At 34.5% G+C, this 26,903-nt stretch carries 19 protein-coding genes and 1 pseudogene; 13 read left to right on the top strand and 7 right to left on the bottom strand.

Annotated features, from left to right (window positions below):
- Window positions 1-37: 37 nt before the first annotated feature.
- A complete protein-coding gene (locus TERY_RS18915) occupies window positions 38-712 on the bottom strand; it encodes a polysaccharide deacetylase family protein (protein WP_011613292.1) in 675 nt (224 codons plus the stop codon).
- A gap of 107 nt (window positions 713-819) precedes the next feature.
- A pseudogene (locus TERY_RS35390) lies at window positions 820-942 on the bottom strand (hypothetical protein); the annotation flags it as partial.
- A gap of 976 nt (window positions 943-1,918) precedes the next feature.
- On the opposite strand from TERY_RS35390, the gene rd reads away from it, so the two are divergent.
- The 4 genes from rd to TERY_RS18895 all read left to right on the top strand — a co-directional run bounded on the left by rd (window position 1,919) and on the right by TERY_RS18895 (window position 6,150).
- The gene (gene rd / locus TERY_RS18910; protein ID WP_011613291.1) at window positions 1,919-2,080 is read left to right on the top strand and encodes a rubredoxin; all 162 of its coding nucleotides are present in this window, start codon (window positions 1,919-1,921) and stop codon (window positions 2,078-2,080) included.
- Between the two features lie 17 nt (window positions 2,081-2,097).
- Entirely contained in the window at window positions 2,098-3,339 is a 1,242-nt protein-coding gene (locus TERY_RS18905) for an aminoacetone oxidase family FAD-binding enzyme (protein WP_011613290.1), read from the top strand.
- A gap of 118 nt (window positions 3,340-3,457) precedes the next feature.
- Entirely contained in the window at window positions 3,458-4,867 is a 1,410-nt protein-coding gene (locus tag TERY_RS18900) for an NYN domain-containing protein (protein ID WP_011613289.1), read from the top strand.
- A gap of 575 nt (window positions 4,868-5,442) precedes the next feature.
- Complete coding sequence (locus TERY_RS18895; RefSeq protein WP_011613288.1) at window positions 5,443-6,150, top strand: SDR family NAD(P)-dependent oxidoreductase; 708 nt, start codon at window positions 5,443-5,445, stop codon at window positions 6,148-6,150.
- A gap of 768 nt (window positions 6,151-6,918) precedes the next feature.
- Here TERY_RS18895 and TERY_RS18890 read toward each other — a convergent pair.
- Together TERY_RS18890 and TERY_RS33550 are read right to left on the bottom strand one after the other, a co-directional pair.
- The gene (locus tag TERY_RS18890; protein ID WP_044136924.1) at window positions 6,919-7,107 is read right to left on the bottom strand and encodes a hypothetical protein; all 189 of its coding nucleotides are present in this window, start codon (window positions 7,105-7,107) and stop codon (window positions 6,919-6,921) included.
- A 161-nt stretch (window positions 7,108-7,268) separates the two neighbouring features.
- Window positions 7,269-7,445: a hypothetical protein gene (locus TERY_RS33550; protein WP_155994495.1), complete on the bottom strand. Its 177-nt coding sequence runs from the start codon at window positions 7,443-7,445 to the stop codon at window positions 7,269-7,271.
- 399 nt (window positions 7,446-7,844) lie between these two features.
- Here TERY_RS33550 and TERY_RS18880 point away from each other — a divergent pair, with 399 nt between their 5' ends.
- The 3 genes from TERY_RS18880 (at window position 7,845) to TERY_RS18870 (ending at window position 16,123) form a co-directional block, all read left to right on the top strand.
- Window positions 7,845-9,275, top strand: a complete 1,431-nt coding sequence (locus tag TERY_RS18880) for a cryptochrome/photolyase family protein (protein ID WP_011613287.1) — start codon at window positions 7,845-7,847, stop codon at window positions 9,273-9,275.
- Between the two features lie 165 nt (window positions 9,276-9,440).
- Complete coding sequence (locus tag TERY_RS18875; protein ID WP_011613286.1) at window positions 9,441-10,757, top strand: ATP-binding protein; 1,317 nt, start codon at window positions 9,441-9,443, stop codon at window positions 10,755-10,757.
- Entirely contained in the window at window positions 10,754-16,123 is a 5,370-nt protein-coding gene (locus TERY_RS18870; protein WP_011613285.1) for an eIF2A-related protein, read from the top strand. The genes TERY_RS18875 and TERY_RS18870 overlap by 4 nt, the downstream gene beginning before the upstream one ends.
- 139 nt (window positions 16,124-16,262) lie before the next feature.
- Here TERY_RS18870 and TERY_RS18865 read toward each other — a convergent pair whose 3' ends face one another.
- A complete protein-coding gene (locus TERY_RS18865) occupies window positions 16,263-17,420 on the bottom strand; it encodes a site-2 protease family protein (RefSeq protein ID WP_011613284.1) in 1,158 nt (385 codons plus the stop codon).
- A 544-nt stretch (window positions 17,421-17,964) separates the two neighbouring features.
- Window positions 17,965-18,246, bottom strand: coding sequence for a photosystem I reaction center subunit PsaK (gene psaK / locus TERY_RS18860; RefSeq protein WP_011613283.1), 282 nt, complete (start codon window positions 18,244-18,246; stop codon window positions 17,965-17,967).
- Window positions 18,247-18,431: 185 nt separating this feature from the next.
- Here psaK and TERY_RS18855 point away from each other — a divergent pair, with 185 nt between their 5' ends.
- Entirely contained in the window at window positions 18,432-19,124 is a 693-nt protein-coding gene (locus TERY_RS18855; protein WP_011613282.1) for a phosphoribosylanthranilate isomerase, read from the top strand.
- Window positions 19,125-20,193: 1,069 nt separating this feature from the next.
- Window positions 20,194-21,375 carry a calcium-binding protein gene (locus TERY_RS18850; RefSeq protein WP_011613281.1) on the top strand — a complete coding sequence of 394 codons (1,182 nt, stop codon included), beginning with the start codon at window positions 20,194-20,196 and terminating at the stop codon, window positions 21,373-21,375.
- 132 nt (window positions 21,376-21,507) lie between these two features.
- On the opposite strand, the gene TERY_RS18845 is transcribed toward TERY_RS18850, so the two are convergent.
- A complete protein-coding gene (locus tag TERY_RS18845) occupies window positions 21,508-21,819 on the bottom strand; it encodes a hypothetical protein (protein ID WP_011613280.1) in 312 nt (103 codons plus the stop codon).
- Window positions 21,820-22,381: 562 nt separating this feature from the next.
- Here TERY_RS18845 and TERY_RS18840 point away from each other — a divergent pair.
- The 4 genes from TERY_RS18840 (at window position 22,382) to TERY_RS18820 (ending at window position 26,792) form a co-directional block, all read left to right on the top strand.
- A complete protein-coding gene (locus TERY_RS18840) occupies window positions 22,382-23,218 on the top strand; it encodes a photosystem II manganese-stabilizing polypeptide (protein ID WP_011613279.1) in 837 nt (278 codons plus the stop codon).
- A 1,002-nt stretch (window positions 23,219-24,220) separates the two neighbouring features.
- Complete coding sequence (locus TERY_RS18830; RefSeq protein ID WP_011613278.1) at window positions 24,221-24,985, top strand: sigma-70 family RNA polymerase sigma factor; 765 nt, start codon at window positions 24,221-24,223, stop codon at window positions 24,983-24,985.
- Between the two features lie 679 nt (window positions 24,986-25,664).
- Window positions 25,665-26,027, top strand: a complete 363-nt coding sequence (locus tag TERY_RS18825) for a helix-turn-helix transcriptional regulator (protein WP_011613277.1) — start codon at window positions 25,665-25,667, stop codon at window positions 26,025-26,027.
- 231 nt (window positions 26,028-26,258) lie between these two features.
- Window positions 26,259-26,792 carry a cofactor assembly of complex C subunit B gene (locus TERY_RS18820; protein WP_011613276.1) on the top strand — a complete coding sequence of 178 codons (534 nt, stop codon included), beginning with the start codon at window positions 26,259-26,261 and terminating at the stop codon, window positions 26,790-26,792.
- The last annotated feature ends 111 nt before the right edge of the window (window positions 26,793-26,903 follow it).

Genomic DNA, 26,903 nt, shown 5'->3' with positions numbered 1-26,903 from the left:
GATCTATTTATTTTTACTTATTCCAGTTTTAAATATTTTATTTTGAATTTAATGACCACATTTTATCTATAGTAATAAATTGATAATTTTTTTCTAGTAAAATAGGAATAATTTCTGCAGCAGTTTTAGTGACATCCTGACCACCATTATTTCCATCATGTAAGACAATAATTGAACCATTAAAAGTTTGCTTAACTACTCGATTAACAACTACCGAAATTCCTGGCCTAACCCAATCTACAGGTACTACAGTCCACATAACAGTTCTATATTTCCACTCCTCTAATAATTTGAGATTTTGAGGTATAACTACGCCATATGGAGGACGAACATCAGAAATTAATTTTGTTGCTAATCCACAAGCTTTATAAATAGCAAATTGTGTTTTTTCTAAACTAGATTTAAGTTGAAGAGCAGTGAGTTTAGGAAATGATATATGTTCATAGCCATGTAAACCAATCCAATGACCTTTTTCATATATTATTTTAGTTATTTCTGGATAACGGTCTACAAATACACCTAATAAAAAAAAACTGGCTTTAATTTGATACTTATCTAGAACTTCTAATAATTGAGGTGTATATTCTGGGTGAGGCCCATCATCAAAGCTAAGAGCAATTTCTGAGTTTTTTGTATTTCCCTGCCATAAACAATTAGGAAAAGCTGACTTTAATATTGGATGTAAAATTGGAAGTAAAGGTGCTAATGCCATTGATATATATCTAAACTCTTAACTTTAAATTATATCATATAAAATTTAGAGAATAAAGAGTAGATAACAAAATAAATTTGAAAAAATATTCTGAGGGCTGCAAACCTTCAGGCCGCTGAAAAAGTATCATTACTCCAGTTTCCAAATAGGCGATCATTCTTTCTGCTTCCAAATAAACTATCACCACCATTTCCTCCCTTGATAACATCATCTTCACGATCGCCACAAACTAAGTTATCACTTTTACTATTTTCTACTGTGTCATTGTCTTTATTACCATAAAAGTATCCCTGCCACCTCCACTACTCAGGCTATCATCGCCCCAGTTTTCCAGAATTATCTCTGAGTATGAATACCCTATAACCCTTTATCGCCAACAATAGCTAAGAACCCATCGCGAAAATTAACCGGTTCTTCAGAAAACAGAGCGATCACCTCAGCATTATCACTGGCGAGTAAGTCTTATGCCATTAGGAGTGAATTAGTTTTCCATTTATTACCTCCTCTTAAAAATGTACTTAACTTAGAATTAAATTAGAGCTGAAGCTAAGTTCAGCCAACAATTAGTAATTTTCCCTAATTGAAATTAAATATATACAGCATCAAATTATAAAATAATGTATGGGGGGTGAAGGGTAAAACTATTGTAGTACTAGTACATCTTGCTCCGTAAATTTTTACATAATGGGCAATGGTAAGCTTTGTATATTTATAGCTATAGTTTGCTCAAAAAGTCTTTTTAGGAAGTAGGGAATAATGAGGAGTCTAAAGAAATGGTAATTTTTTAGGAGTAAGAATTGTTCATTGGTTGTTATGCCCTTATCTGCCCAAAATGCTAATACCGTTTCACAGAAATTATGCATTCAAAAGCCAAAAATTATGCATTAAGATTTTATAAGCTTAAAACTTTGACTCCCTCAGTAATTTCAGGAAATTATTTGGCATTTAAAGTTGGAAACTATTTGTAATATCTTGAAAATGAATTGGTCAAAACTGACCCAAAATTGACTATCTCTATTAGAGCTTAACAGGTTGTAAACCTCACGGATCCTGTATATTTTCTAATAATTACAATTCTTTAAGAGTTAATAAGCTTGCCCTAGCTAACTAGGAAAAACTTAACAAAACTTTATAACTTGATAGTATAATCTTCAGACCAAAAACTTGTAAAATCCAGATGAACTACTCAGAGAGAAATAAGTTAAGATGAAAAAGTATATTTGTAATGTCTGTGGATATATATATGACCCGGAAGAAGGAGACCCAGATAGTGGTATAAGTCCAGGCACTCCCTTTGAAAATATTTCCGATGATTGGCTTTGTCCAGTTTGTGGAGTAGACAAAGAAGAATTTGAACCAGTGGAATAGTAACTAATACAGATAAAATGTCTTTCCCATCCCTTAAAATTGTAGTTGTTGGTGGAGGTGCAGCCGGTTTTTTTGGAGCGTTGGCAGCAGCAACCCCCCACAACTATGTGACTATTTTAGAAGCAGGGCGACAACCTCTGGCAAAAGTTCGCATCTCTGGAGGTGGACGTTGTAATGTTACCCACGCCTGTTTCGATCCAGCAATATTTATCCAAAACTACCCCAGAGGTAGCAAAGCACTTCGGGGAGCATTCACTAGATTTCAAGCTCGCGATACTGTAGAATGGTTTGCTGCTAGGGGCGTACAGTTAAAAACTGAAGCAGATGGACGGATGTTTCCAACAACTGATGACTCTGCCACAATAGTTGAATGTTTAACTAAGACTGCTTTGTCTAAGGGTGTAAATATTCGTACAGGTGCAGCAGTAGTTTCAGTCAAATGCAAAACGACACAAGGGAGAGATAATTTATTTGTAGTCGAGTTAAGATCGGGGGAATTTCTGGAGTGCGATCGCTTACTCTTAGCAACTGGCAGTAGTCCTATTGGCCATAATTTGGCAAAAGGGTTAGGCCTAAAAATTGTTTCCCCTGTTCCTTCTTTATTTACCTTCAAGCTCTCTGACCCGCGTCTCAAAGATTTAGCAGGTATTTCGGTTGAAAATGTCTGTTTGCAACTTCCAAAGACTAAGTTCAAACAAACTGGCCCTGTGTTGGTGACTCATTGGGGTTTAAGTGGACCAGTAACCTTAAGGTTATCTGCTTGGGGTGCCAGATTTCTTTATGAAAATAATTATCAATCTGATTTATTAATTAATTGGTTATCGGAGGTTCATCCAGAGGAGATACGAACTAAGTTATTAGAATGTAAAAGTTTGAAGAAAAAAGCAATCATTAATAGTTGTCCGTTTTCTTTACCACGTCGTTTATGGGAACGTTTAGTTATTGCTGCGGATATTGACTCTCAAAAACCTTGGGCAGAGTTATCAAATAAAGGTATTAATAAGTTAATTTTGGAATTGACTCAAGGTAAATATGAAATTCGAGGAAAAGGAGCTTTTAAGGAAGAGTTTGTTTCTTGTGGTGGGGTAAATTTAAAAGAAATTAATTTTAAAACGATGGAAAGTCGTTGTTGTCAGGGGTTGCATTTTGCAGGAGAAATTTTAGATATTGATGGAATTACAGGTGGTTTTAATTTTCAAAGTGCATGGACAACTGGATGGTTAGCGGGTCAAAATATGAAACTTTTACCAAATATCTAGATTATCAGCCCTCAATAAAATATCAAAAAATAGCCTAATGTCATCTTGATCTTGTATTATTAAAATATATATTTCTCAAGACGTTTTATTCAAGCCTATATAAATTAGGCAATAGGCCATGTCACATAATTCTGGTTTACTAGTGACTAATAATTCTACTGCTATTAGCGCTATCAGCCGCTATATTTACCAAACTATTGTTTCTATTCAAAAGCAACATCCAGAGTTGATAACCTCAAAGTATAGGAGTATTCCTTGGCAGGATCCCAAGTATCAGTCTACTTTAACTAATAAATTTAGAAAAGGGCTTTCTCATGTTAAAAGTAAAGATGTTTTAAAGCTAAAAGTAAAAAATTATCTCCAAATCATCTTCACTCCAGAATTTATTAACTCTGCTCAATATGATGTTTTAATTTCTGAAATAGACAAACATATTTATTCAGAAATAACCCTAGTTTCATCAGATAAAATTACCAATTATAAAGCATCTAATTTCTCTACAAATGGCACTAAATTAGTAGAGTCAGGAATTGCTATTTTACTATTAGATGTAGAAAATTTACCACTTGATTTGGAAGCAGAAAAAATTCTTGTAGATATCTGCAATTATCCAATTCAAATTAAAGTTGCTTTTGCCAACTGGCACAGTATGGGTAAAAAAGATGAAGAATTTCATCAACGTGGTTATCAACTAATTCATGTTCCTCGTGGAAAAGATAGTGCTGACTTAAAAATGGCAACGGTAGGTGCTTCTATTTTTCTCAATTATCCCAAAGCTAAGGAGATTTTAGTTTGTTCTTCTGACCGAGGATTAACTCATCTTGGTACTACTTTACAATCTCATGGGTTAACTGTGTATCAGGTGCGAAAATATAAAAATCAAATTACAGTTTTAAATAGTAAAACTGGAGAATCAAAAATATATGCTTTGTCGGAACCAGAAATTCCTAGTATTAATAAATTTATTATTCAATTGCAGGAATTAATTAGAACAGAAGCAGTAAAAATTGGACAGCAATGGATTAAATTCTCCAGAATTTCTGCTTTGTATAAGGAAACTTATAAGTTAAATCTTAAAGATGTAGTTCAAACCTACTTTCCTAGTCAAAATTCAAATCATATATTTATCAACTATCCAGTTTATTTTGCACTTCATAAGCCATCAGAAAAATCTCAAACTTATGTAAGTATTTTTAACCAATTTAAACCCGAAAAAAAAAAAAATCATCCTCCTCTAAATAAGGTAGAAAACAACACTACAGTCACAAATATTTCTCAGATTACTTCTCAGGAAGATATCGAAAAAGTATTAGTTAAAATTTTGAGCAACTTAACTGCTGAATCTCCAGGAAGTTATATTCCTATTTCTAATCTGGGCAGTGAGTTTTATCGGTTATATGGTCAACCAATTACAACAGCTATTAAGCAGTTTCAACCAAGTAAAAAGTTTCCTAAGTTTTTGGAGTTATGTAGTGCTCTGCAGTTGTATCAATCTCAAGAAGGTCGTTGGTTTGTCAGCTTAAGTTAAAAATCAAAAGTTAAAAAGTTTTTCCTCTCCACAAATGAATCTAAAAGTTGACATCTAATTGATTTTTTGTAAAAATACAGCGGATTTCAGATTATAGAAAATTTCATTTAGTGTTAGGCGCATTTTTGAGCTGCCAAAATTCCCGTATTACTATGGTTATGATTAAACATTAATATTTGTATCTTACATATTTGAAATCCGTAAATCTACTGAGTTTGTGCTGCAAATGACCGGCCATTGCTGAATCAATATCTTAATACAAGTGGCCACCTCAAAATATAGGGAATTGATAATATATCCATGGTACAAAGCCCTGAAAATTATCCTACATTTATGCAATACCACTTACAGGGGCAATATTTTAGGCATTGGTAAATCAAGAAATGAAGCTTTAAGAGTAACCTGTTTCTAATACCTTTAAGTATCTTACCAGAGTAAATGATGGGCATCACCCCTAGTAGAAAATCATCTTACCAATGACCAACACCATATTTTACTTCTATCGGACCCTCTATTCCTTCTGAAGAAGTGCTATATGATAAAGAAGAATGTAAATAAAAGTAAAGAAAAAGTCAATGAAGAACAAAGTTGTGGTCATAGTCGGTGCCACTGGAGGTATAGGTTCAGCAGTGGCACAAAAACTGGCCAATTCTGGCGCCAATTTAGTTTTGGTCGCTCAAGATAAGAACAAATTAGATACTTTAGCAACCCAACTATCTACCACCGAAACTATTACTATACCAACAAACATCACCAACCCACAGGAAGTAGAAGCTTTAATGGAAAAGGCTTCCCAGCATTTTGGTAAAATAGATATCTTGGTCAATGCAGCAGGAGCAGGTATTCTCAAGCAATGGAACAAAATTGAACCTGCTGACCTTGACATTATGCTTGACCTGAATTTGAAAGGCAGTTTTTATACTTGTCAAGCTGCTGCCAATATTATGAAAGGACAAAAATCAGGCCATATTTGTAACGTTATTGGAATTCTTGGCAAACATTCAATGGCAATGGGAAGCGTTTATTGTGCTTCTAAATTTGGTTTGGTAGGATTAAGCAAATGTATGGCAGATGAATTACGGCGTTATGGTATTAAAGTAACTCTTTTCTATTTCGGAGGAGTAAATACGCCTTTTTGGGATAATGTTAGTCTGAAAGTCGATCGCTCAAAAATGCTGAGTTCAGAAACTGCTGCTGATGCAATTATGTTTGCTCTCAATGCAGAACCCCAAGCAGTACCCATGGAAATTAATATTCAACCAGATAGTCACTTATTTTTCTAAAAGTTGAATATTTTTCAATGGTTATTTTCGATCAGTTAAGACAAATAATTTTATCTTTATCTGCTTTTCTTTCTCAGTTCTGGTCTTACTTTTTGTCAAAAATTTAAGATATATAGTTGAAATATTAAACAGCTTATAGTATTTTGATCAGATAATCATAGTCAATATACCACTATCCTAAAAAGAGTGTGGATATTGACAAATCTTATTTTCAGAGCATTTAGAGCTCGAAAGCTTGATCAGTGAGATTACTTTTGACTTCCCCCTTAGGAGGCAAGGCTAACACATCTGTTAAATAAACTCTAAGTCCTTCTTAATAAACCCTGGTTTATGGCACTTCTATTGAATATACTTTCCACATACAGTAGAGTTGTGGGAATTGTGAAAATTGAAAAGGCTTAAAATTTAACTATATCAGCTTTTCAGTATGTGAGGAATTAAAAGCACTATAAACTTTGACTTAATTTGGGCTTTAGCATTTTTTTTTGCTTAATTTCCAACAACATAGAGTGTTTATTTAATCTTCCAAAACTATACATATCAAATTAAAACTAAGATTTACTCTAAATGAAAATTAGCTATTTTGCTAAGTATATCCAAGAAAATATTACACCAAAAATCTAGATCATAGGAAAAAAAATTTGAATTTTACCCCCATGTTTTTTGACGAGCACAGGACGATACTCACCTAAGCCAACACCTGCCTGGTGTGCCCAACACAGTTTCAAAGTCAATAAAAATATCATTTAGTTAGATGTTCAGGCTTAGTTATATGAATAGACTCAAGGTCAAAACCTCTACTTTGAACGCAACCAAACAAGGTTTCCATCTGCCAGCGACGACCATAATATTAAATCTCACTAGCCCCTGAGCGATATAGTTGCCACCGTTACCCTCTGCCAACGCTACCACTATCAATAGTTCTTGTAATTCTAGTATTAAGGCTGATATATACATCCACATTCCCCAAATACGAGGAGGTTTGGAGAAACTTCTAATTTAACCAATGGTTAAATTGCTAAAAATTACGAAAAAGGCAAATATTGGGGTCTCTCACCAATTAAGTCTGTGTGACGAATACTGATGGGAAACCCCCCATTACCAGAAAGATATTTAAACTATTGTTTGCCCAAAAATTCTCTATCTACTTTTAGATATCCGACTCTTTGGTGACCTAATAAAAAGGCAAATTTCTCCATCATATTTAGACGTTCTGATGTTTGGGAATTCCCATAGTTGGGTAACATCTGCCCAACTATGGGAATTGCCAAGCCTTGATAAATAATTCCTAACATGAGAATATTGTATGTATGTTTACCAAGCTACCACTGAGTTCGGTAATTACTCAAAACCCATTTTTGCGAGCAGTCTATGATAGCAGTCATAGCCTGGAGGAATTCTCTGTTATCTATGTCAAAATGGGGAAAAACCTTTGTAGGTGTTTGTAATTAGAACTTACTTGAGCATTAGATGAAAATGCAGTTGCTATTTGTGCCAAGTTGATATTTCTCTAAATACAGCTATGATAAATAAATGGAGAAATTTAATTGTGGATCTATGGCAAGAAAAGTGGTTTTTTAAAGTTGTTTGTAGTAGACTAATTTTTCAAAGATTTAGGTTTCATGGAGATTATGGTTTAAGTTCTATGAAACCTTTTCCTGTTCTATAAGCCAAGCTTTTTGTTCTGTACTTAGATGAAAACTTTAACTTTAATTCTTGCTAACCAGCTTTTTGAGTCTCATCCAGCTTTCGAGACTGATACAGATTTTGTATTAGTAGAGTCAAAGGAGCTGTGCAACCGCCTCAACTATCATAAGTTTAAACTTACCTATATATTAACCTGTCTGAGAGAATATCGAGATTTACTTATTTCAAAAGGTAAAAAAGTCTATTATTTTGAATTAAATCAACACCTGAATTTTGAAGATGCTATCAAAAAGTTAGTTAAAGAATTTAGTTATACAAAACTTCAATTTACCTCAATTTCAGATAAACCAGTTAGAAAATTGATCGGGGAAATTATCCACAATTTAAAATTAGAATCCCAAGAATTACAATCACCCTCTTTTTTAACTACAAACCTAGACTTTCAAAAATACCTAGAGCATTCCAAACAGAAATATTTAATGAATAGCTTTTATATTTGGCAGAGAAAAAGACTAAATATCTTTGTTGACCAGAACAAACCTAAATTTGGCAAATGGTCTTTCGACTCAGAAAATAGAAAAAAGCTACCAAAAAATGTAAGTTTACCATCTTCAATTTGGGAATTTAAGTCAAATAATTACCAAAATGTCGCCCAAACAATTTCCGAATTATATACGAATAATCCCGGATATTTAGATTTGCAAAAAAGTTGGTTACCCATCAATCACAAACAAGCTAAACAAAAACTACAAGAATTCTTAGAAACCCGTTTCAGACTGTTTGGAAACTATGAAGATGCTCTTACTAATCGAGATAATTTTGTTTTTCATTCTGTCTTAAGTCCGATGTTAAATAATGGATTATTAACACCCAGTTATGTCTTGCAAGAAGTTTTAAATTATGTTGAAAAAAACAATAATTTAGAAGACTTTTATAATTCCATAGAAGGTTTTATTCGGCAAATTATTGGCTGGAGGGAATGGATGAAACTTTTATATGAGTTTAAATACGATGAAAACTTTAGGGAACTCAATTTCTTTAAAGCTCAAGAAAAATTACCAGACTACTTTTATGACTTAAAAGATTTACCAGAAAATATCCCCCTAACATTAGCCATAGAAAAAGTGTCTAAACTTAGTTGGGCACATCATATTGAGAGGTTAATGATATTATCAAATTGGATGACTTTAAACTCCTATAATCCTAAAGAATGTTATGAGTGGTTTTTATCTCAATTTGTAGATGCATACGAGTGGGTAATGGTTCCCAATGTTTACGGAATGGGTTTATTTGCAGATGGTGGTTTTTTTGCCACTAAACCATATATTTCTGGGGGTGCTTATATCAAAAAAATGTCAGATTATAAAGATAATGGGTGGATAAAACTATGGACAGACAGATATTGGCAATTTTTAAAAAATAATAAATCTCAGCTCAAAGATAACCCTAGAATGAAATTAATTTTAAGTAAAATTTAACAGTTTTTTTCTCCACATAAAATCCACCAAATAAATTACAAAATCCAGAAAAAAATTACTATTTCAGAGTCAAAAATTTGGCCTTTTATTATTTAATATTGTCTTAACTAAATCTGGAGATGTATATTATAAAATCAATGAAGTACATATAAATCAATAAATATTATGAGCGTAAATGTCAAAGCTTTCTTTCAGGCAACAAACCCTGGTAAAGCCCTATTCAAAGATAACCAGGAAATAGAGGAAAAATACTATATTGACTTCTCCTCAGTACGGGGGGGAAAAATAATAGAAGACCTCAAAGACAATATTGCTATGTGGTTTCCCGACGAACCTACCTGTCAACTATTCACCGGACATATTGGTTGTGGTAAATCTACCGAACTCTGGCTACTCAAACAACTATTAGAAGCAGAAGGCTTTCACGTCGTCTATTTTGAGTCAGACAAAGACCTAGAAATGGGAGATATAGACGTCAGTGATATTCTTCTAACTATAGCTCGACAAGTCATCGAAAGTTTGAAGACCCGGGAGAAGCTCAATTTAGGTGAACCCACAAGATTCAAACGTCAAATTGAGGGAGCTATGAGACTATTGCAGACAGAAATAGAAATATCTCCTGGAGTTGAGCTTTCTTTTGGAATTGCCAAAATAACTGCTCAGGCCAAAGCTAGTCCCCAACTCCGCAGCAAACTCAGAGACTATCTCGGGCCTCGTAGCAATGGAATTATTGAAACAATAAACCAAGAGTTACTCGAACCAGCTCACGAAAAGCTGAAGCAGCGCGACAAAAAGGGATTAGTAGTTATAGTTGACAACCTTGATAAAGTTGATAGTGCCCCAAAACCTTGGGGGCGATCTCAACCAGAATATCTATTTGTTGATCGCGGCGAACAACTAGCAAGTCTCCATTGTCATGTAATTTATACTCTACCTCTAGCACTGCGATTTTCCAATGACTATAATAGATTAACTCAACGCTTCAAAACCGACCCCCAAGTCTTGCCAATGGTTTCTATGCAGTTGCGGGATGGTAAGGAATTTGGAGAAGGAATGGCAAAACTCAGGCAGTTAGTTTTAGCAAGAGCATTTCCCCATTTGGGAGAACAACAACGTCTAGAGAAAATAACTGAAATTTTTGACAGTACCGAAACTTTAGATCATCTATGTAAAATGAGTGGGGGTCATGTGAGAAATATATTGCGGATACTCAATGAGGCTATTAAAAAGCAAAAAGGGTTGCCGATATCCAGTGAAAACCTGAACAAGGTAATTCAAAATTTTCGCAATGAACGTACTCTGGCAGTAGATGATCAAGAGTGGGAGTTGTTGCGCCAAGTAGCACAAACTAAAAAAGTTACAGGTGATGATGGATATCAAAAGTTGATTCGGAGTATGTTTGTCTATGAATACCGAGATGATGAAGGATCTTGGTTTGATATTAATCCTATATTGAAAGATGCAGTGGAATTGAAAAAATGATTGATCCTGATCAAAATGAAGTCGAATTATTATCTGAGCTAATATTTGCTCTGGAAATGTCTCAAGGAGACTTTCGACTATTTTTAGCCAGTTGTAATTATCAAACTCAGCGTCGACGGCTAATGGAAAAGCTCCAGACTTCTTTTTCTGGAGATTTAGCAATATTGGAGGTGGATGCGTCAGTTGAAAAACTTTATACTACTATTGGCCAACATTTAGGAGAGCAACAACCAGATGGGTTAATGGTTTGGGGTTTGGAGTCGAACCGGAATATTGATCAAATACTGGTATCAATGGGGTTAGTGCGTGAAGAGTTTAAAAATAATTATCAATTCCCAATACTTTTGTGGATAGATCAAGAGATTTCCCGGAAGTTTATTCGCTTAATTCCTGATTTTGAAAGTTGGACAAGTCTGACTGTATTTGAAACTACTACTCCAGAATTAAGAGATTTTATTCAGCAGACGAGTGAGAGTGTTTATCAGAAAATATTAGAAAGTGGGGAAGGAATATTTTTAGATGATGCTGACCTGGGTTTGGTAGAGTCTACTTATCAAAAATTGTTAGACGCACAGCAAGAATTGACAAATAGAGGAATCAGCCTAGAGTCAGAATTGGAGGCAAGTCTGGAATTTGTTTTAGGTAGGATGGCAGATAATTCTACTAAAATAGCACTAGACCATTATGAACGGAGTCTGGAACTTTGGCAACAACTTAATAACCCGTTGCGAGTAGCTCACACTTATTATTATCTGGGTTTATGGTGGCAGACTTACGGGTTTGAACATAAAGCAGAAAAAAATATGGCTTATGAGAAAGCTTGCTCTTATTTTCAACAGGTAATAGAAGGCTTTGAAACAGTTAACCGTCGAGATTTAGTTGCTAAGTTTATCAACGCTTGGGGAACAATTTTGCAGACTTTGAAACGTTGGGATGAGTTGAATACTGTGGGGAATAGGGCAATAGAATTACATAAAGCCTATTCTTATCCATTTCGAGAAGCTCGTGCTTACAATTTTCTAGCTGAGTTTGAATTGGCAAATAGCAATTATAAAAAAGCTAAAAAATTTTCTGAAACTGCTATAAAAATTTTTAACCAAACTCTAGATTATGCATCTTCTCCTACTTCAAATGAGGATAAAAAAACCTTAGATTGGGAACGCTATTATCATCAAGGTAGATATTTATTTTCTTTGGCAAAATCTGAAAAAGGTAATGGTAAAATCAAATCAGCTATAGCCACTTTGGAACTGGCTAAATCTACGATAAACCCTAAGTATAATCATGAATTTTGCATCAAAATTATCACAGAATTACGAGAAATATATTATCAACAAAAAGAATATTTAAAGGCTTTTGAATTAAAGCAAGAAATACAAAAAATAAAACAACAATTTGGATTGATAGCTTTTATTGGTCCTAATTATTTGAGAGATATAAAAGAAAATATCAATTTGGCTTTACCTCAGTCAAAACAGAGAATTAATCAACAAAAACTTACACAAGAAATAGCAGCATCTGGACGAGAACTTGATGTGGAAAAATTGCTGGAAAGAATTAGTCGTAATGACCATAAATTAATAGTTATTTATGGGGAATCAGGGGTAGGCAAGAGTTCAATTTTACAAGCTGGATTAGTTCCGATTTTAGAGGCAAAACCAATTAATACTCGTGATGTAGTAGTAGTTTTACAACGAGTTTATGTTAATTGGATTTCCGAATTAGGAACAATTTTAGCGGAAAAATTACAAATAATTCCCAATTTAAAAGTTAATTCAGAGAGTCTAAATTCCCCTGAAGCAATTTTTGATCAGTTGAAAAATAATGGTAATGATAAATTAAATCTACTGACGGTAATCATTTTTGATCAATTTGAGGAATTTTTCTTTGCCAAGACCAATATGGAACCAAAAGATAAACGACTATTTGCTGAGTTTCTCCAAAAATGTTTGGAAATACCTTTTTTGAAAATAGTTTTTTCATTGAGAGAAGATTATATTCATTATTTATTAGAGCTTAATCGTTTGGGTAATTTAGATGCAATTAATAATGATATTTTAAGTAAAAATATACTTTATTTTCTGGGTAATTTTTCACCGGATAACGCCAAATTAGTTATTGAAAGATTAACAGAAAATTCTCTATTTAAAATAGAGAAAAATCTAACAGAAAAGTTACTGGAAGACTTAGGAAAGCAGTCTGGAGAAATTCGTCCTATTGAGTTACAAGTAGTAGGGGCACAACTCCAGGAAGATCAAATTACGACTTTGGCAAAATATCAAGAATTAGGAGATAATCCTCAAGTAGAATTGGTAGAGAGCTCTTTAAAATCAGTAGTGAAAGACTGTGGGGAAGAAAATGAAAAATTGGCTTGGGTGGTGTTGTGGTTATTGACGGATGAAAATAATACTCGACCTCTGAAAACTAAGGCTGAGTTGGTGAAAGAAAGCCAATTAAATCCGGAGAAGTTAGAGTTAGCATTAAATATTTTTGTGGGTTCGGGGTTAGTATTTTTGCTGCCAAAAAAACCAGCAGCTCGTTATCAGTTAGTACATGATTATTTGGTTTGGTTCATTCGGCAAAGGAAAGGAGATAAAATAATAGAGGAACTGAAACTATCTAGACAAGAAAAAAAGAAAAATGCTATTACTGAGGCAAATAAGTCTAGAGAGTTATCTCTTTCAGGTCAGCGATGGGATGGGTTGATGACTGCTATGAAAGCAAGGCAAAAACAAATTGATAGTGAATTTCCAGCAACTGATGAAGCTAGTGAGATTACAAATGCCCTCCGCTTCGCAGTTTACAAACGCAACAAAGATGATGAATTTAGAGAAATTAATCGTATTCAGGGCCATGAGAATGAGGTCTATGGTATAGCATTTAGTCCCGATGGAGAGACTATTGCTTCTGCAAGTGCTGACAATACAGTGAAGTTGTGGAACCGTGAGGGGAAATTATTGCAGACTCTCACCGGCCATGAGAAGGGGGTCTGGGATATAGCATTTAGTCCCGATGGAGAGACTATTGCAACTGCCAGTCATGACAAAACAGTGAAGTTGTGGAACCGTGAGGGGAAATTATTGCAGACTCTCACCGGCCATGAGAAGGGGGTCTGGGATATAGCATTTAGTCCCGATGGAGAGACTATTGCAACTGCTGGTGGTGACAATACAGTGAAGTTGTGGAACCGTCAGGGGAATTTATTGCAGACTCTCACCGGCCATGAGAATTGGGTCTATGGTATAGCATTTAGTCCCGATGGAGAGACTATTGCAACTGCTGGTGGTGACAATACAGTGAAGTTGTGGAACCGTCAGGGGAATTTATTGCAGACTCTCACCGGCCATGAGAAGGGGGTCTATGGTATAGCATTTAGTCCCGATGGAGAGACTATTGCTTCTGCAAGTGGTGACAATACAGTGAAGTTGTGGAACCGTCAGGGGAAATTATTGCAGACTCTCACCGGCCATAAGGATTCGGTCTGGGGTATAACATTTAGTCCCGATGGAGAGACTATTGCAACTGCTGGTGGTGACAAAACAGTGAAGTTGTGGAACCGTCAGGGGAAATTATTGCAGACTCTCACCGGCCATGAGAATGGGGTCTTTGGTATAGCATTTAGTCCCGATGGAGAGACTATTGCAACTGCTGGTGGTGACAAAACAGTGAAGTTGTGGAACCGTCAGGGGAAATTATTGCAGACTCTCAGCGGCCATGAGAATTCGGTCTATGGTATAGCATTTAGTCCCGATGGAGAGACTATTGCAACTGCTGGTGGTGACAAAACAGTGAAGTTGTGGAACGGTCAGGGGAAATTATTGCAGACTCTCACCGGCCATGAGAATGGGGTCAATGGTATAGCATTTAGTCCCGATGGAGAGACTATTGCAACTGCCAGTCATGACAAAACAGTGAAGTTGTGGAACCGTCAGGGGAAATTATTGCAGACTCTCACCGGCCATAAGAATTGGGTCTTGGGTATAGCATTTAGTCCCGATGGAGAGACTATTGCTTCTGCAAGTCGTGACAAAACAGTGAAGTTGTGGAACCGTGAGGGGAATTTATTGCAGACTCTCACCAGCCATGAGAAGGAGGTCCGGGGTATAGCATTTAGTCCCGATGGAAAGACTATCGCTTCTGCCAGTGGGACAACAGTGAAGTTGTGGAACCGTGAGGGGAAATTATTGCAGACTCTCACCGGCTATGAGAATTCGGTCTATGGTATAGCATTTAGTCCCGATGGAGAGACTATAGCAACTGCTAGTCGTGACAATACAGTGAAGTTGTGGAACCGTCAGGGGAAATTATTGCAGACTCTCACCGGCCATAAGAATTCGGTCTATGGTATAGCATTTAGTCCCGATGGAGAGACTATTGCTTCTGCCAGTCGTGACAATACAGTGAAGTTGTGGAACCGTCAGGGGAAATTATTGCAGACTCTCACCGGCCATGAGAGTTCGGTCGAAGCTGTAGCATTTAGTCCCGATGGAAAGACTATTGCAACTGCAAGTGCTGACAAAACAGTGAAGTTGTGGACAGGTTGGCGAATAGAAGATTTAACTAAACGTGGTTGCCAGTGGTTAAATGATTATTTGATTAGCCATCCCCAGGAGTTAGAGGAACTCGAAATTTGCCAGACTGACAAACACAAGGAATTAGCTGCTAGTAGTTGGGTAATAGAGGGAGAGAAGCTGGCAAGGGAAGGAAAGGTTAAAGAGGCAGTTGCCACATTTAAGAAAGCACTGAAATGGAACCCAGACCTCAAGCTTAACCAAAATTTCAAAGGTTTGGCAGCATCATTAGCTGAGGCAGAAAGACTGATGGAGGAAGGAACTACATTAGCAGAAGAAGAAAAAATAGAGGCGGCAGTGGAAAAATACCAACGAGCAAAAGAACTTGATAAAATAGCATTTATCCCTACTTGGCAAAATCTTGACCCAGAAGCTAAAGCTAGATATCAGGCAGTGGATGCGTTGTTGAATAAAGGGCTGACACTTGTCACGGTCGGTAAAGTTAAAGAAGCGATCGCCTCCTACCAAAAAGCAGAAAAAATCGACCCCACCCAAATTTCTGCTAGTTATTGGAATACACTTTGTCGGTATGGTAGTCTTTATAAAAAAGCTGATGGTGTTATGTTCGCCTGTGAAAAAGCAGTTGCTCTTAACCCAAAAGAGGTCAATCTTATTGATAGTCGCGGACTGGCCAGAGCATTAACAGGGGATATTGAAGGAGCGATCGCAGATTTTCAAGCCTATGTAGACTGGACAAGCAATGAAGAGAAAAAAGCACAACGACAAGAATGGATAAAAGCACTTCAGGCAGGAGAAAACCCATTTACCGATAAACTGTTGAAAGAGTTGAGGTAGTGGCGAGAAACTTTACAGACTTTAGAGCATGGGGATAATTTGAAAAGTATTATAAATAGGGCAATAGAACGATTAGATCTGCCTTCATTCAGAATCAAAAAACATTCCATATTCAATCATTGCCAAATATTTCTCAACTCTATCCCCTCCTCACCCCCTCCGTTTTCACAAGCTTAATTTCCGCCTCTGAAATATTCAACTTCAAGTATTTAGCCATTCCTCGAACAATATCACCTTGATCAATTATTCCCGCCACTGTTCCAGCAGGAGAAAGCACAGTTATTTGCTTTTGTTGATGACATTCCATCTTCTTAAGAACCTCTAATAAACTCACCTTTTCTGACACAGTAACCATATGACTTAGAGGGCAAATAATCATCCTTAAAGTTTGAGTATCCCGATAACTTTTTTCAATATAGGGAATAGCATCAGCAGAAACAAAACCAACATAACGACCCATACTAGCAGCAAAATAAGTTGAAAACTTAGAACTTTTTAAACGGTATTTCCTCAGAAACTGACTCAGAGTTAAATCTGCATCTACTACACGAAAGTTTCTAGTCATTACCTCTACAGCCTTAATATGAATTAAGGTCGACTTTAAATCAGTCATGTACTGATAAATTCTAGCATTACGCAAAGCAAACCAGCCAATTAAAGCCATCAAAAAAACATTGTAATCTCTAGTCATAAAAACTATTATCAACCCCAAACCAACCCCAAACCATCCTAAACCCTTACCCCCCTTAGCAGCCCATCTTATACCAGTAAAACGACTACCAGTTATTTTCCAAACAACCGCCTTTAATATTTGTCCCCCATCCAAAGGTAACCCAGGAATTATATTAAAAACCCCTAAAATCAAATTTATTTCTGCTACCCTATTAATTAACTCCCCAATTAAACTTGATGTTGGAAATAGTAAACTTATTACACCTAATAAAAAGAACAAAACCAAACTCACCAAAGGTCCAGCGATCGCCACCTGAAAAGCCTCTCCAGGACTCCTATAATCCCTCTCTCTTAAAGCAACTCCACCAAATAGAAACAACCTTATAGAATTAATCTTTATCCCTTGAGAAATAGTAACTAAACTATGACCCAATTCATGTAAAACTACAGAGCAAAATAGTAATATAGCAATTACCAATCCCGCACCCCAAGCCAAAAAACTCCCCCATTCCTGTTGGTAATATTGACCATGAAAATATGCTGCCAAAATTAGAATTATAAACCAGGAATAATCCAACAATAAAGAAATACCAAATAAACTTCCAATTCGCCAACCTGCCTGCATGATATTTTTTTTGGTTTTTTATTCAAACTTTAACTCAATCTACCAAAATTTTACCAAAAAACTTAGTTTAAAGTCTCCCCCATAAGCCGATAATTCCTAGTTATTTTTATTGTAGTAAATAATCTCATTCTTCAGAAAATCTGGAAACTAGTTTTGGTAAGCAACACCCTCAAAACTCTTCAAAAGAACAACTATAATAAATCTATATTTAACTCAATCAAAAATAAAATTCAATAACACAGAAAAAAAAGACACATAGTATTTTTCATTTAGCAATTCCCCAGCCATAACTTACAGCTAAACCTTGGGCAAACAATATACAGCCCTTATCAGTACCCCGACTAAAGCCAAAGACTTGAAATACAAAAGGCACCTCTTTCCCTAGCCTTTAAAAGTAAAAACTCGAGACCTGATTTTATGCTCAATAATAACCATCAATACCTAATTAGGACATTGAAAAATTACAAGGTAAAAATAGGGAACTCTCTTAATACCAAAAGAGAATTCCCCATACCTTATCACTAAAATCAGATTATATAATTACTTATAGCATACCAGCGCTACCAAGTCCTAAAATCATTCCTGCTCCCAAAATATGCCCAAGACTGGTAGTGGCTAATAATTCTGGTACCCCAAAACCATTAAAAACTCCAGGTAAGGAGAAAGGTAAATCCGGCCCTTGTCCACGATTTTTCTCTGAAATAGCATAGTAGCCAATGACAACTGACACTAAGTTACAAGTTATCATGATAATTGCTACTTTTAGTGACCACTCTACAGAAAGAGGGTGAGATTGTAATACTAAAGTTAAGTAAGAGTGAATCAACTTCTGAACTCCTTAAATTCAAAAAAATTAAAATAACTCGCCCTTCATAGCGGTCTTTAAATCAACTTATATTTTTAAAATTATCAAGAAACTTGAGTTAAAAGCTATAATTTGTGTTAATAATTAACAGTAATTTTAAAATTTAATACAGAAGTATTAAACTTAATTAGTAGTAGGTATAATTAATGCGCATCAAAATTTGTGGAATTACAAAACTAGACCAAGGACAAGCGATCGCCGAGATAGGAGCAACAGCTCTAGGATTTATCTGTGTTCCCAAATCACCCCGCTATATTACCCCAGAAAACATCAAAAATATTATCCAGAAACTACCAATAAATATTGACAAAATAGGAGTATTTGTTAATCCTAAAATAGACTTATTATCAGAAATAATTACTAATACCCAACTAAATGGAATACAACTACATGGTGACGAATCCCCAGAATTTTGTAATCAGCTACGTCATTCAATACCAAATAATATAGAAATAATTAAAGCCCTCAGAATTAAATCTCCTCAAGACCTAAAAAAAGCAAATATTTATGAAAACTATATTGATACTTTACTTCTAGATGCTTATCATCCAGAAAAATTAGGTGGCACTGGTAAAACCTTAGACTGGAAAATCATTGAAGAATTTCATCCTACTTCTCCTTGGTTATTAGCAGGTGGTTTAACCCCAGAAAATGTAACAAAAGCAATACAAAAATTCATATTAGTCTCTCAAACTCAAATAGAATCTAATCACAAATTTAATCATAACTTTTGTGGCATAGATCTATCTAGTGGTGTAGAGACAGCACCAGGGGATAAAAACTTAGTAAAAGTCAGAAAATTATTCAGTAGTTTGGCAACACTTACGATGAAAAAGTAGAAATAATACCAAGTATTATATATAGTAAAACTTCATAGTATCTTCCTCAAATATTCATAATAAATTTTCCACCTAATTTTACAAATAAAGCTAAACCATGACTAAAAAATAGCTAAATATTCATAGTATTATTCTCTTAAAATTTGCAAAAACTAGAACTTAAACGATAATCTTATAAGAATAGAATTCTTATCAAAAATTTAACTAAAAATCAAACTAATTTAAATATAGTAACTCACCAAAAATACCCTTTAGTCAACCATCAAATATACCCAACTACATTTACAAGTAAAAAACCATCAATTATAACAGTATCCCTATAAAACCAAAACCTATCCAAATACCAAAAAATATTGATATAAAAGTAAGATAAAAAAAATTACTAGTTTTTAATTGAATTTAATCCAAGAAAATTAACGAAAAAAAATAATATCGGTAACAGCTTTCTTATGCCTTTAGTAAATCTCCATTAATGTAATTTATATAAAAATAAAAAATTGGTAATAACCAGAAATAAACAAATATTATGATAACTTTATTTAACCAATAGCCTATTTGGTTATATTCTAAAAAAAATCTAGTTATTAGCAACATAATATCAAGCAAACCTATAATTAAAAGAGGTAAATAGACAGCAATAATAGTTTTGATACTTAACTGAATTCAAGTCATATAACTAATATCTGTATATCCCATCAACTGAAACAATTAAGTTTTAGGAAAATATTCTGCCATTAGCAATTAAGTTCATAACTAAATCAAGTAGCAATTATCCTTAATATCTAAAAAAAACACAGTAAAACTGACAACATATAATCTAACTTTCACTATTCACAAACAATGAAAATTTTAATCCAAACAAAAGCTAAATATTTACAGAGATAGGAAACAAAATCCTTGAACTTTAAGTCACAAGTAACTCGTAAGGATAGGGGCATCTTGAACGCCAAAGTAAAATGCCACATCAGAAAAAAATACAATCCTTAAACTTAGAATCTTTGTATATTTTTCTCCAAACCTTACTTTTTCTATAATCAAACTAATAACACCATAGGAGCATCCAAATAATATGGCAAATATTTTAGGAGATGACAATAATAACTTCTTAATAGGTTCTCCAGAACCTGACCTTATGGAAGGTTTTGGTGGAAATGACACTATTTTTGGTGAAAAAGGAGATGATACTCAAAGCGGAGGAGATGGAGTCGACGAAATTTTTGGTGGCATTGGATCTGATTCTTTAATTGGTGGTGAAGATAACGATTTTCTAAAAGCAGAAGATGGACGCGACTTAGCATTTGGAGGTCCTGGAGATGATAGTATTGAAGGTGGTCCCGGAAATGATACCCTAACAGGAGAAAATGGCAACGACTCTTTATTTGGAGAAACTGGAGATGACCTTATAATAGGTAGCCAAGGACTTGATTATATTATTGGAGGAGGAGGTAACGATACATTAAGAGGTAATCAAGGGAATGATAGTCTAGTTGGAAATGTTGATGATGATCTAATATTTGGGGACCAAGGAAACGATACTGGCAGTGGAGGTACAGGTAATGATTCTCTTTTAGGTGGTGATGGTGATGACTCTTTAGACGGAGGTAGTGGTAATGATACTATATTTGGTGAATCAGGTAACGATTCTCTATTTGGCATTATTGGCAGTGATTTTATTAATGGTAATAGGGGTAACGATCAAGTTTTTGGTGGAGAAAATGCAGATAATCTTCGTGGTGGAAAAGGTAATGATACAATATTTGGAGAACTTGAGAATGACTCTCTCTTCGGTGACTCAAACAACGACCTAGTTATTGGTGGTATTGGTGATGATACATTGTTTGGTGGAAAGAATAATGATACCCTTCAAGGTAGTGATGGTAATGACTCTTTGTTAGGGGATCTAGGCAACGATATATTATTTGGAGGTGGGGGAGAAGATACATTAACTGGTGGTGAGGGAGAAGACACTTTTGTACTACCTGGAGAACTAGGTAGTATTGATATAATTAATGATTTTAATCCCTTAGAAGATTTCTTAGCTTTAAGTGGTAATTTAACTTTTGAGGATTTAAGTTTTCAACAACAAACTGGCTTAAACTTCAGAGATACATTAATCACTATTAATAATGACAGATTATTAGCCATATTAGTAAATGTTCCAGCCTCCATAATTTCAGAGAAAGACTTCATAGATGTTAGCCAACCTTTACTTGATTTTGATTCTAAGTATACTGGCAATGAAGTTTTATAATTCTTCAGTATCATCAAGATAGTTTTCCAACAAATACCGTAATTTTAACCTACCTCCATAATTTCAGAGAAAGACTTCATAGATGTTAGCCAACCTTTACTTGATTTTGATTCTAGTAATACTGATGAAGTTTTATAATTCTTCAGTATCATCAAGATAGTTTTCCAACAAATACCGTAATTTTAACCTAGGAATATAAGGCCAACCTCCCTCTGCCTCAATATCCTTAAGTAAATTGCAAAGTGACTGACGATCATCTGGTAATGTTTTTTGAAATGAACCTTCTCTGAGTTCTTTATGTAAACTTTCTAGACATCTTAGGATAGCTAATATTGCTATTGGATCGTCCTGATGATTTTCGGTTATAGCTTTTACTGAATCTGCTAATACTCCTAAATCACTGTATAATTTTTTTTTTGACTCACTTTCTATATTTCTGTTCATATTACTACTTAAGAGGAACTTGAGTAATTTAATACTATTTTGCGAGCCATTTGCTAGCAATTCACAACAAGATGAGTTTGCTGAGGGGATATCTCCCAATATGCTAGAAAGAAAACCTTTCTACAACAATTTTAGTCGAAATTCCAGGCAGTCCTTTTAAGTCGCACTTCATCTGAAGGCTAATTATAGCTTTCTGAAGTGAAATAACCATAGTTTATATTATCATAATATATCAGTAAGTCTTAGCAAATAAAAAAATTATCAGTCACTCTCCCTTTTGAATTATTAACTATAAATATATATACTCATACAAATTTAATTTACATAACTCAATTTAGGAAAAAGTAACCAACAATGTAAAATACTATTTTGGGTCAATGCAACTTAAAGATAAATCTACTCTCGCACAAGTCAATTGAGAATGTGAAGAATAACTTTATCCTATTTTATTTGTCCTGACTCTCCCATAAAATCTAAAATCTAAAACAAATCATTGATACTGCATCAACTATAGAACGCAGTAGCAATGTCAAATATTGAATATTGAATTTTGAGGTTAACAATGAAGTATCGCACTTTAATTGCTCTACTATTAGCTGTGTGTTTGAGTGTTTTAACTGCCTGTTCAGAAACCCCTGATAGCAATAAACCACTTACTTATGAAGACATTGTAAATACTGGCTTGGCCAACAACTGTCCAGAATTACCAGAAACTGCTCGTGGTTTTATTGCCATTGACCAAAGTCAATCTTATACCTTAACAGATTTGTGTTTGAAGCCAACGACCTATTTCGTTAAGGAAGAACCAACTAATAAACGCCAAAAAGCAGAGTTTATTCAAGGAAAAAAATTAACTCGTTACACTTCTACCTTAGATCAAATAACAGGTGAACTCGTTTTTAATGAAGATAATTCTTTGACATTTAACGAACAATATGGTATTGATTTTCAACCTATAACTATTCTTTTACCAGGTGGAGAAGAAGTACCGTTTCTATTTACTGTCAAAGGACTTAGTGCTAAGAGCCAGCCTAATATTACTGCTATCAATACTTCTACTGATTTTCAGGGACTATACAATGTTCCTTCCTACCGAGGCTCTAGTTTCTTAGACCCTAAAGGTCGTGGTGTCACTTCAGGATATGATAATGCAGTAGCTTTGCCAGCTAGTTCAGATTCTCAAGGGCTTGTTAAAGCCAATGTTAAGTCGGCAGAGACTCTTCTCAAAGCTGGTGAAATGTCCCTTCAAATTACTAAAGTAGACGGCGAAACAGGTGAAGTTGTTGGTATATTTGAGGCCATTCAGCCTTCTGATACAGATTTAGGAGCAAAAGAAGCTCTAGAAGTTAAAGTTCGTGGTAATTTTTACGGTCGGGTAGACACCGACACAATTTCTTAGCAACTATTTGTTAAAGGAATATTAAATTTTTGGTGTAGGGTGGGTAGTCTGGCAATATTATATATTCTCGATCCCCAACTATTAACTTTCTGCCCTAGCCCAACAAAATTAAGAACTCTAGCTGTCTTAATCTTTACTTGTGTATTTACTATATTAGGCTGATTAACATATTGCCCCGACATAATATTTAATTTGTCGGGGTGAATAATAATCACTTAATGATATAAAATTATATTAGAATTATAAATATCAAAATCTGTCTTAGAAGTATATCAAATAACTAACACCAAGTAGAATTCTTAATACTATCAAAGGTGTTCTGGGTTTTTGATTTTCTTATGATATTTCCTTGAGAACATTTTCCGGGTAAAGATTTTCTTTACCAGTCAGGTAACATAATCAATTGCTAGCGGGTTAATATGTGCACTACGATACAATATTTTCACCATTTACCCAATACGTCATTTGTTTGCTCATCTGCCGTCTAATATAATGAGTAATGATACAAATTCATTACAAATACTCTAAAACTGAAAAGCATAAGTTTAGACATCCTCCCCACCCGGATGTCAAGTTCTTGAGAAAGTTCTTGTTTAGCCAAAGCAACTCGGTGCTTTAAAGTTTTCACATAAACTCCCCCTTACCTATCAGTTAGTCTATTTCTAGCTTGACTTTAGTCAAACCCCTTAGCTAGTAAGTCAGTTTTTTTTCCAGGAATGCCCCGCGACTAAACTAATTAATTAGTATTTACTATTAAGATATACATTCAAAAAAAACAACTAGAAAAACAACTAGTTACCCAATGGAGGGGCAAAGCTAGAAACCAAACTTTTTTAATAAAAGCTCCAAATAAGCATCATTAACTAAAGCTATGATTATCTAGTTGTGTTTGATATCACAGTCTAATGCTCCTTGTTTCACAGCATTTATTTGATAAATCTATTAATATAATATATATGCAATCTACGATAAGCGGTAGATTGTATAAACGATAATATATCTATGTCTACCAACATCACTCAAGAACTAAAAAGTGAAACCATAAAACTGTTACAGCAATATCAACAGTTTCCTTCTTATGAACTTCGGAACAAATTAGTTCAACTTAATGTTGGACTTGTAAGAAAAGAAGCTTATCATTGGTTAAATAAATGTAGCGAAACTTATGATGATTTACTCCAAGTCGGATATATTGGATTAATTCTAGCAATTGAACGATTTGATGTTTCTAAGGCACGAGCCTTCAGTTCTTTTGCTACTCCTTATATCAGAGGAGAAATTAAGCATTATTTAAGAGATAAAAGCCCTTCTGTACGCATCCCCAGAAATTGGTTAGCTATAGATCGGCAGGCCACGAAAGTGATACAAGACCTGAGAATGAAGTTCCAGCGAAAACCTACAGATCAAGAAGTAGCTTCTGCTCTAGGTATTTCTTTAGACCAGTGGCATAAAATTCAAATGGCCTGTCGTAACCTTGCTCCTCTGAGTTTAGATGCTCCAGTTCAAGATCAAGCTTATGGATCTACTAGTTTGGGAGAATTAGTCCCGGATAGTCAGTATCGTAGTTTTCAGTTAGCTCAAGAAGACCAAATTCGTTTACAGCAAGCATTGTCTAAATTGGAGGAGAGCACTCGTAAGGTTTTGGAGTTTGTTTTTCTCTGTGACTTGACTCAAAAGGAAACAGCCGAGCGAATGGGAATTAGTGCTGTTACTGTATCTCGGAGAGTCAAAAATGGCTTAAAATGTCTGCAAAAGATAATGCAATAGCACTTAATGGATTAATTCCAGAATGATACTACTAATTAGCAAATAATATTTATTAGCTTATTTAATTATTTTTGGATTTTCTATCATTCCCTAACTCTTAATAGTATAAACCTTTCCCACATCTAGTAATTGGGTAAGTTGAATTTTTGATAATATTCTAATATGATTTAGTTAAGAATTTTTTTAGCACTTGGTGTAATCTCAAAAGCTCATAATCATGCTTCCATACTATAATAGTTTTAATTTTATACTAACTCCCATACATTAATACTAAACTGGGGCAGCGCTTCAGAAATTTAAGTAATTAATACAAAGAGAATAACCTTCCTTATCCCTGCTCCCTATCGTTAATGTTAATTCTTCTTCTGTATTTTGTAGCAATATTCAATTATTTCGCTCCTACCACCGAACTTAGCTAAGTAGAAAAGTTCTAATTTTAGAGAAATGTTATCATCTAAACCTTATTTGGTTATATTCCAGTCTTGATTAAAAGCCATATATTATATTTTGGCTTTCATCTACTGTGTTCAAGCTATTGAGGATGCTAAATCTGTATTTTTCCTAATATATAAATTATTATAACATTTACTTGACATAATAATAACTATAGTTTTTCAAAAAAACCAAAAAGTCGTCCAAGAAGGACGAGGCTTTTAACCCAATTTTTTGGTAAATTCAGATGACTTCTTTTGAGGAAATTTATCAATTTTTCCAAAGTCCCCCTCCATTCTATCTAAATAAAGAACTAGCAGTATGCTATGTCCTATTTATACTATTGCAAAGAGACTCTTATGGAACCGAATTGATTGGCCAAGTAAAAAGAGACTATCCTATTTATCGACTTTCCGATACTGTGTTGTATAGTGCTCTAAAATTTCTGGAAGACCAAGGTATAGTTATTGGCTATTGGAAAAAAGTGGGAGGAAGAGGACGTCCACGGAAAATGTATCAACTTATTCCTCAGTGGCGACCCCAAGCTATAAATTTAGCAAGACTTTGGTCTGAATATACTAATCATCCTCATATTCGGCCTCAAATTTAACCACCCATTTTGTAAAAAAAGCTGATGATAATAATATCAAGTGAGAGCAATTTTACTGCTGATTTTGGGAAAAAAATTAAAGCTTTAATTTTTTTGTACCAACTTTTCACATATTGAAAATATACCTATACGGTCTAACTGTAGTTGAGCACAAAGCAGGTAATATTTTTTTTAAAGTTATAAATATTTGTAAAAAAGAATAGATAAAAAACAATTAAAATCTAAAATTGCATGAATAATACAGCTCTAATATCATCATTTATACTGACATTTTTATCTAGTATTGGTCTGATTTTTTTTATTAAGGCATCAGTCAAACCTAGAACTAAAAATCTGAAATTGATAGCTGAACAAGAAGCAGACTTACTTTTAAAGCAACTCAAAGAATATTTTAGCGATCGCGCATACCGAATTATTGATGTTAATGCAGCTAATAATCAACTTACTTTTGAAGGAATAGTTCGTCCTAGTTGGTTCTTGGCATTTTTTTTAACACTATTAGCCGCACTAGGAGCTTTATGTTTTGGGCTTGCTATATCAATGTTGGTTCCTGAATCTAGTAAATACCTTCTATGGCTAGTTTTAGTATCACCTTTAGCCGGTATTTTTTATTGGCAAAAGTCTAAACGTCCAGAAAAAGTCGAACTAAAGCTCGAAGGAATATTGACTGAGGGTTCTCAAACCAAAAGTTTACTTTCAATAACAGGTCATAGGGATGAATTAGCAGCTTTACAAACAGCCTTAAGCTTGAAAGGATACCAATAATCAATCTAAAAGTAATATCAAGCTGATTAACTTTGGCCTATTTTGTGACAAAAACTAACAAAGATCAAGACTTACAGTAAATCTAACTAAAACTCGTACTTTGTGTTTAAA

The sequence above is a fragment of the Trichodesmium erythraeum IMS101 genome (genome assembly GCF_000014265.1).
GTDB classification, from domain to species: domain Bacteria; phylum Cyanobacteriota; class Cyanobacteriia; order Cyanobacteriales; family Microcoleaceae; genus Trichodesmium; species Trichodesmium erythraeum.
This window is presented reverse-complemented; position numbering and strand designations above follow the sequence as displayed.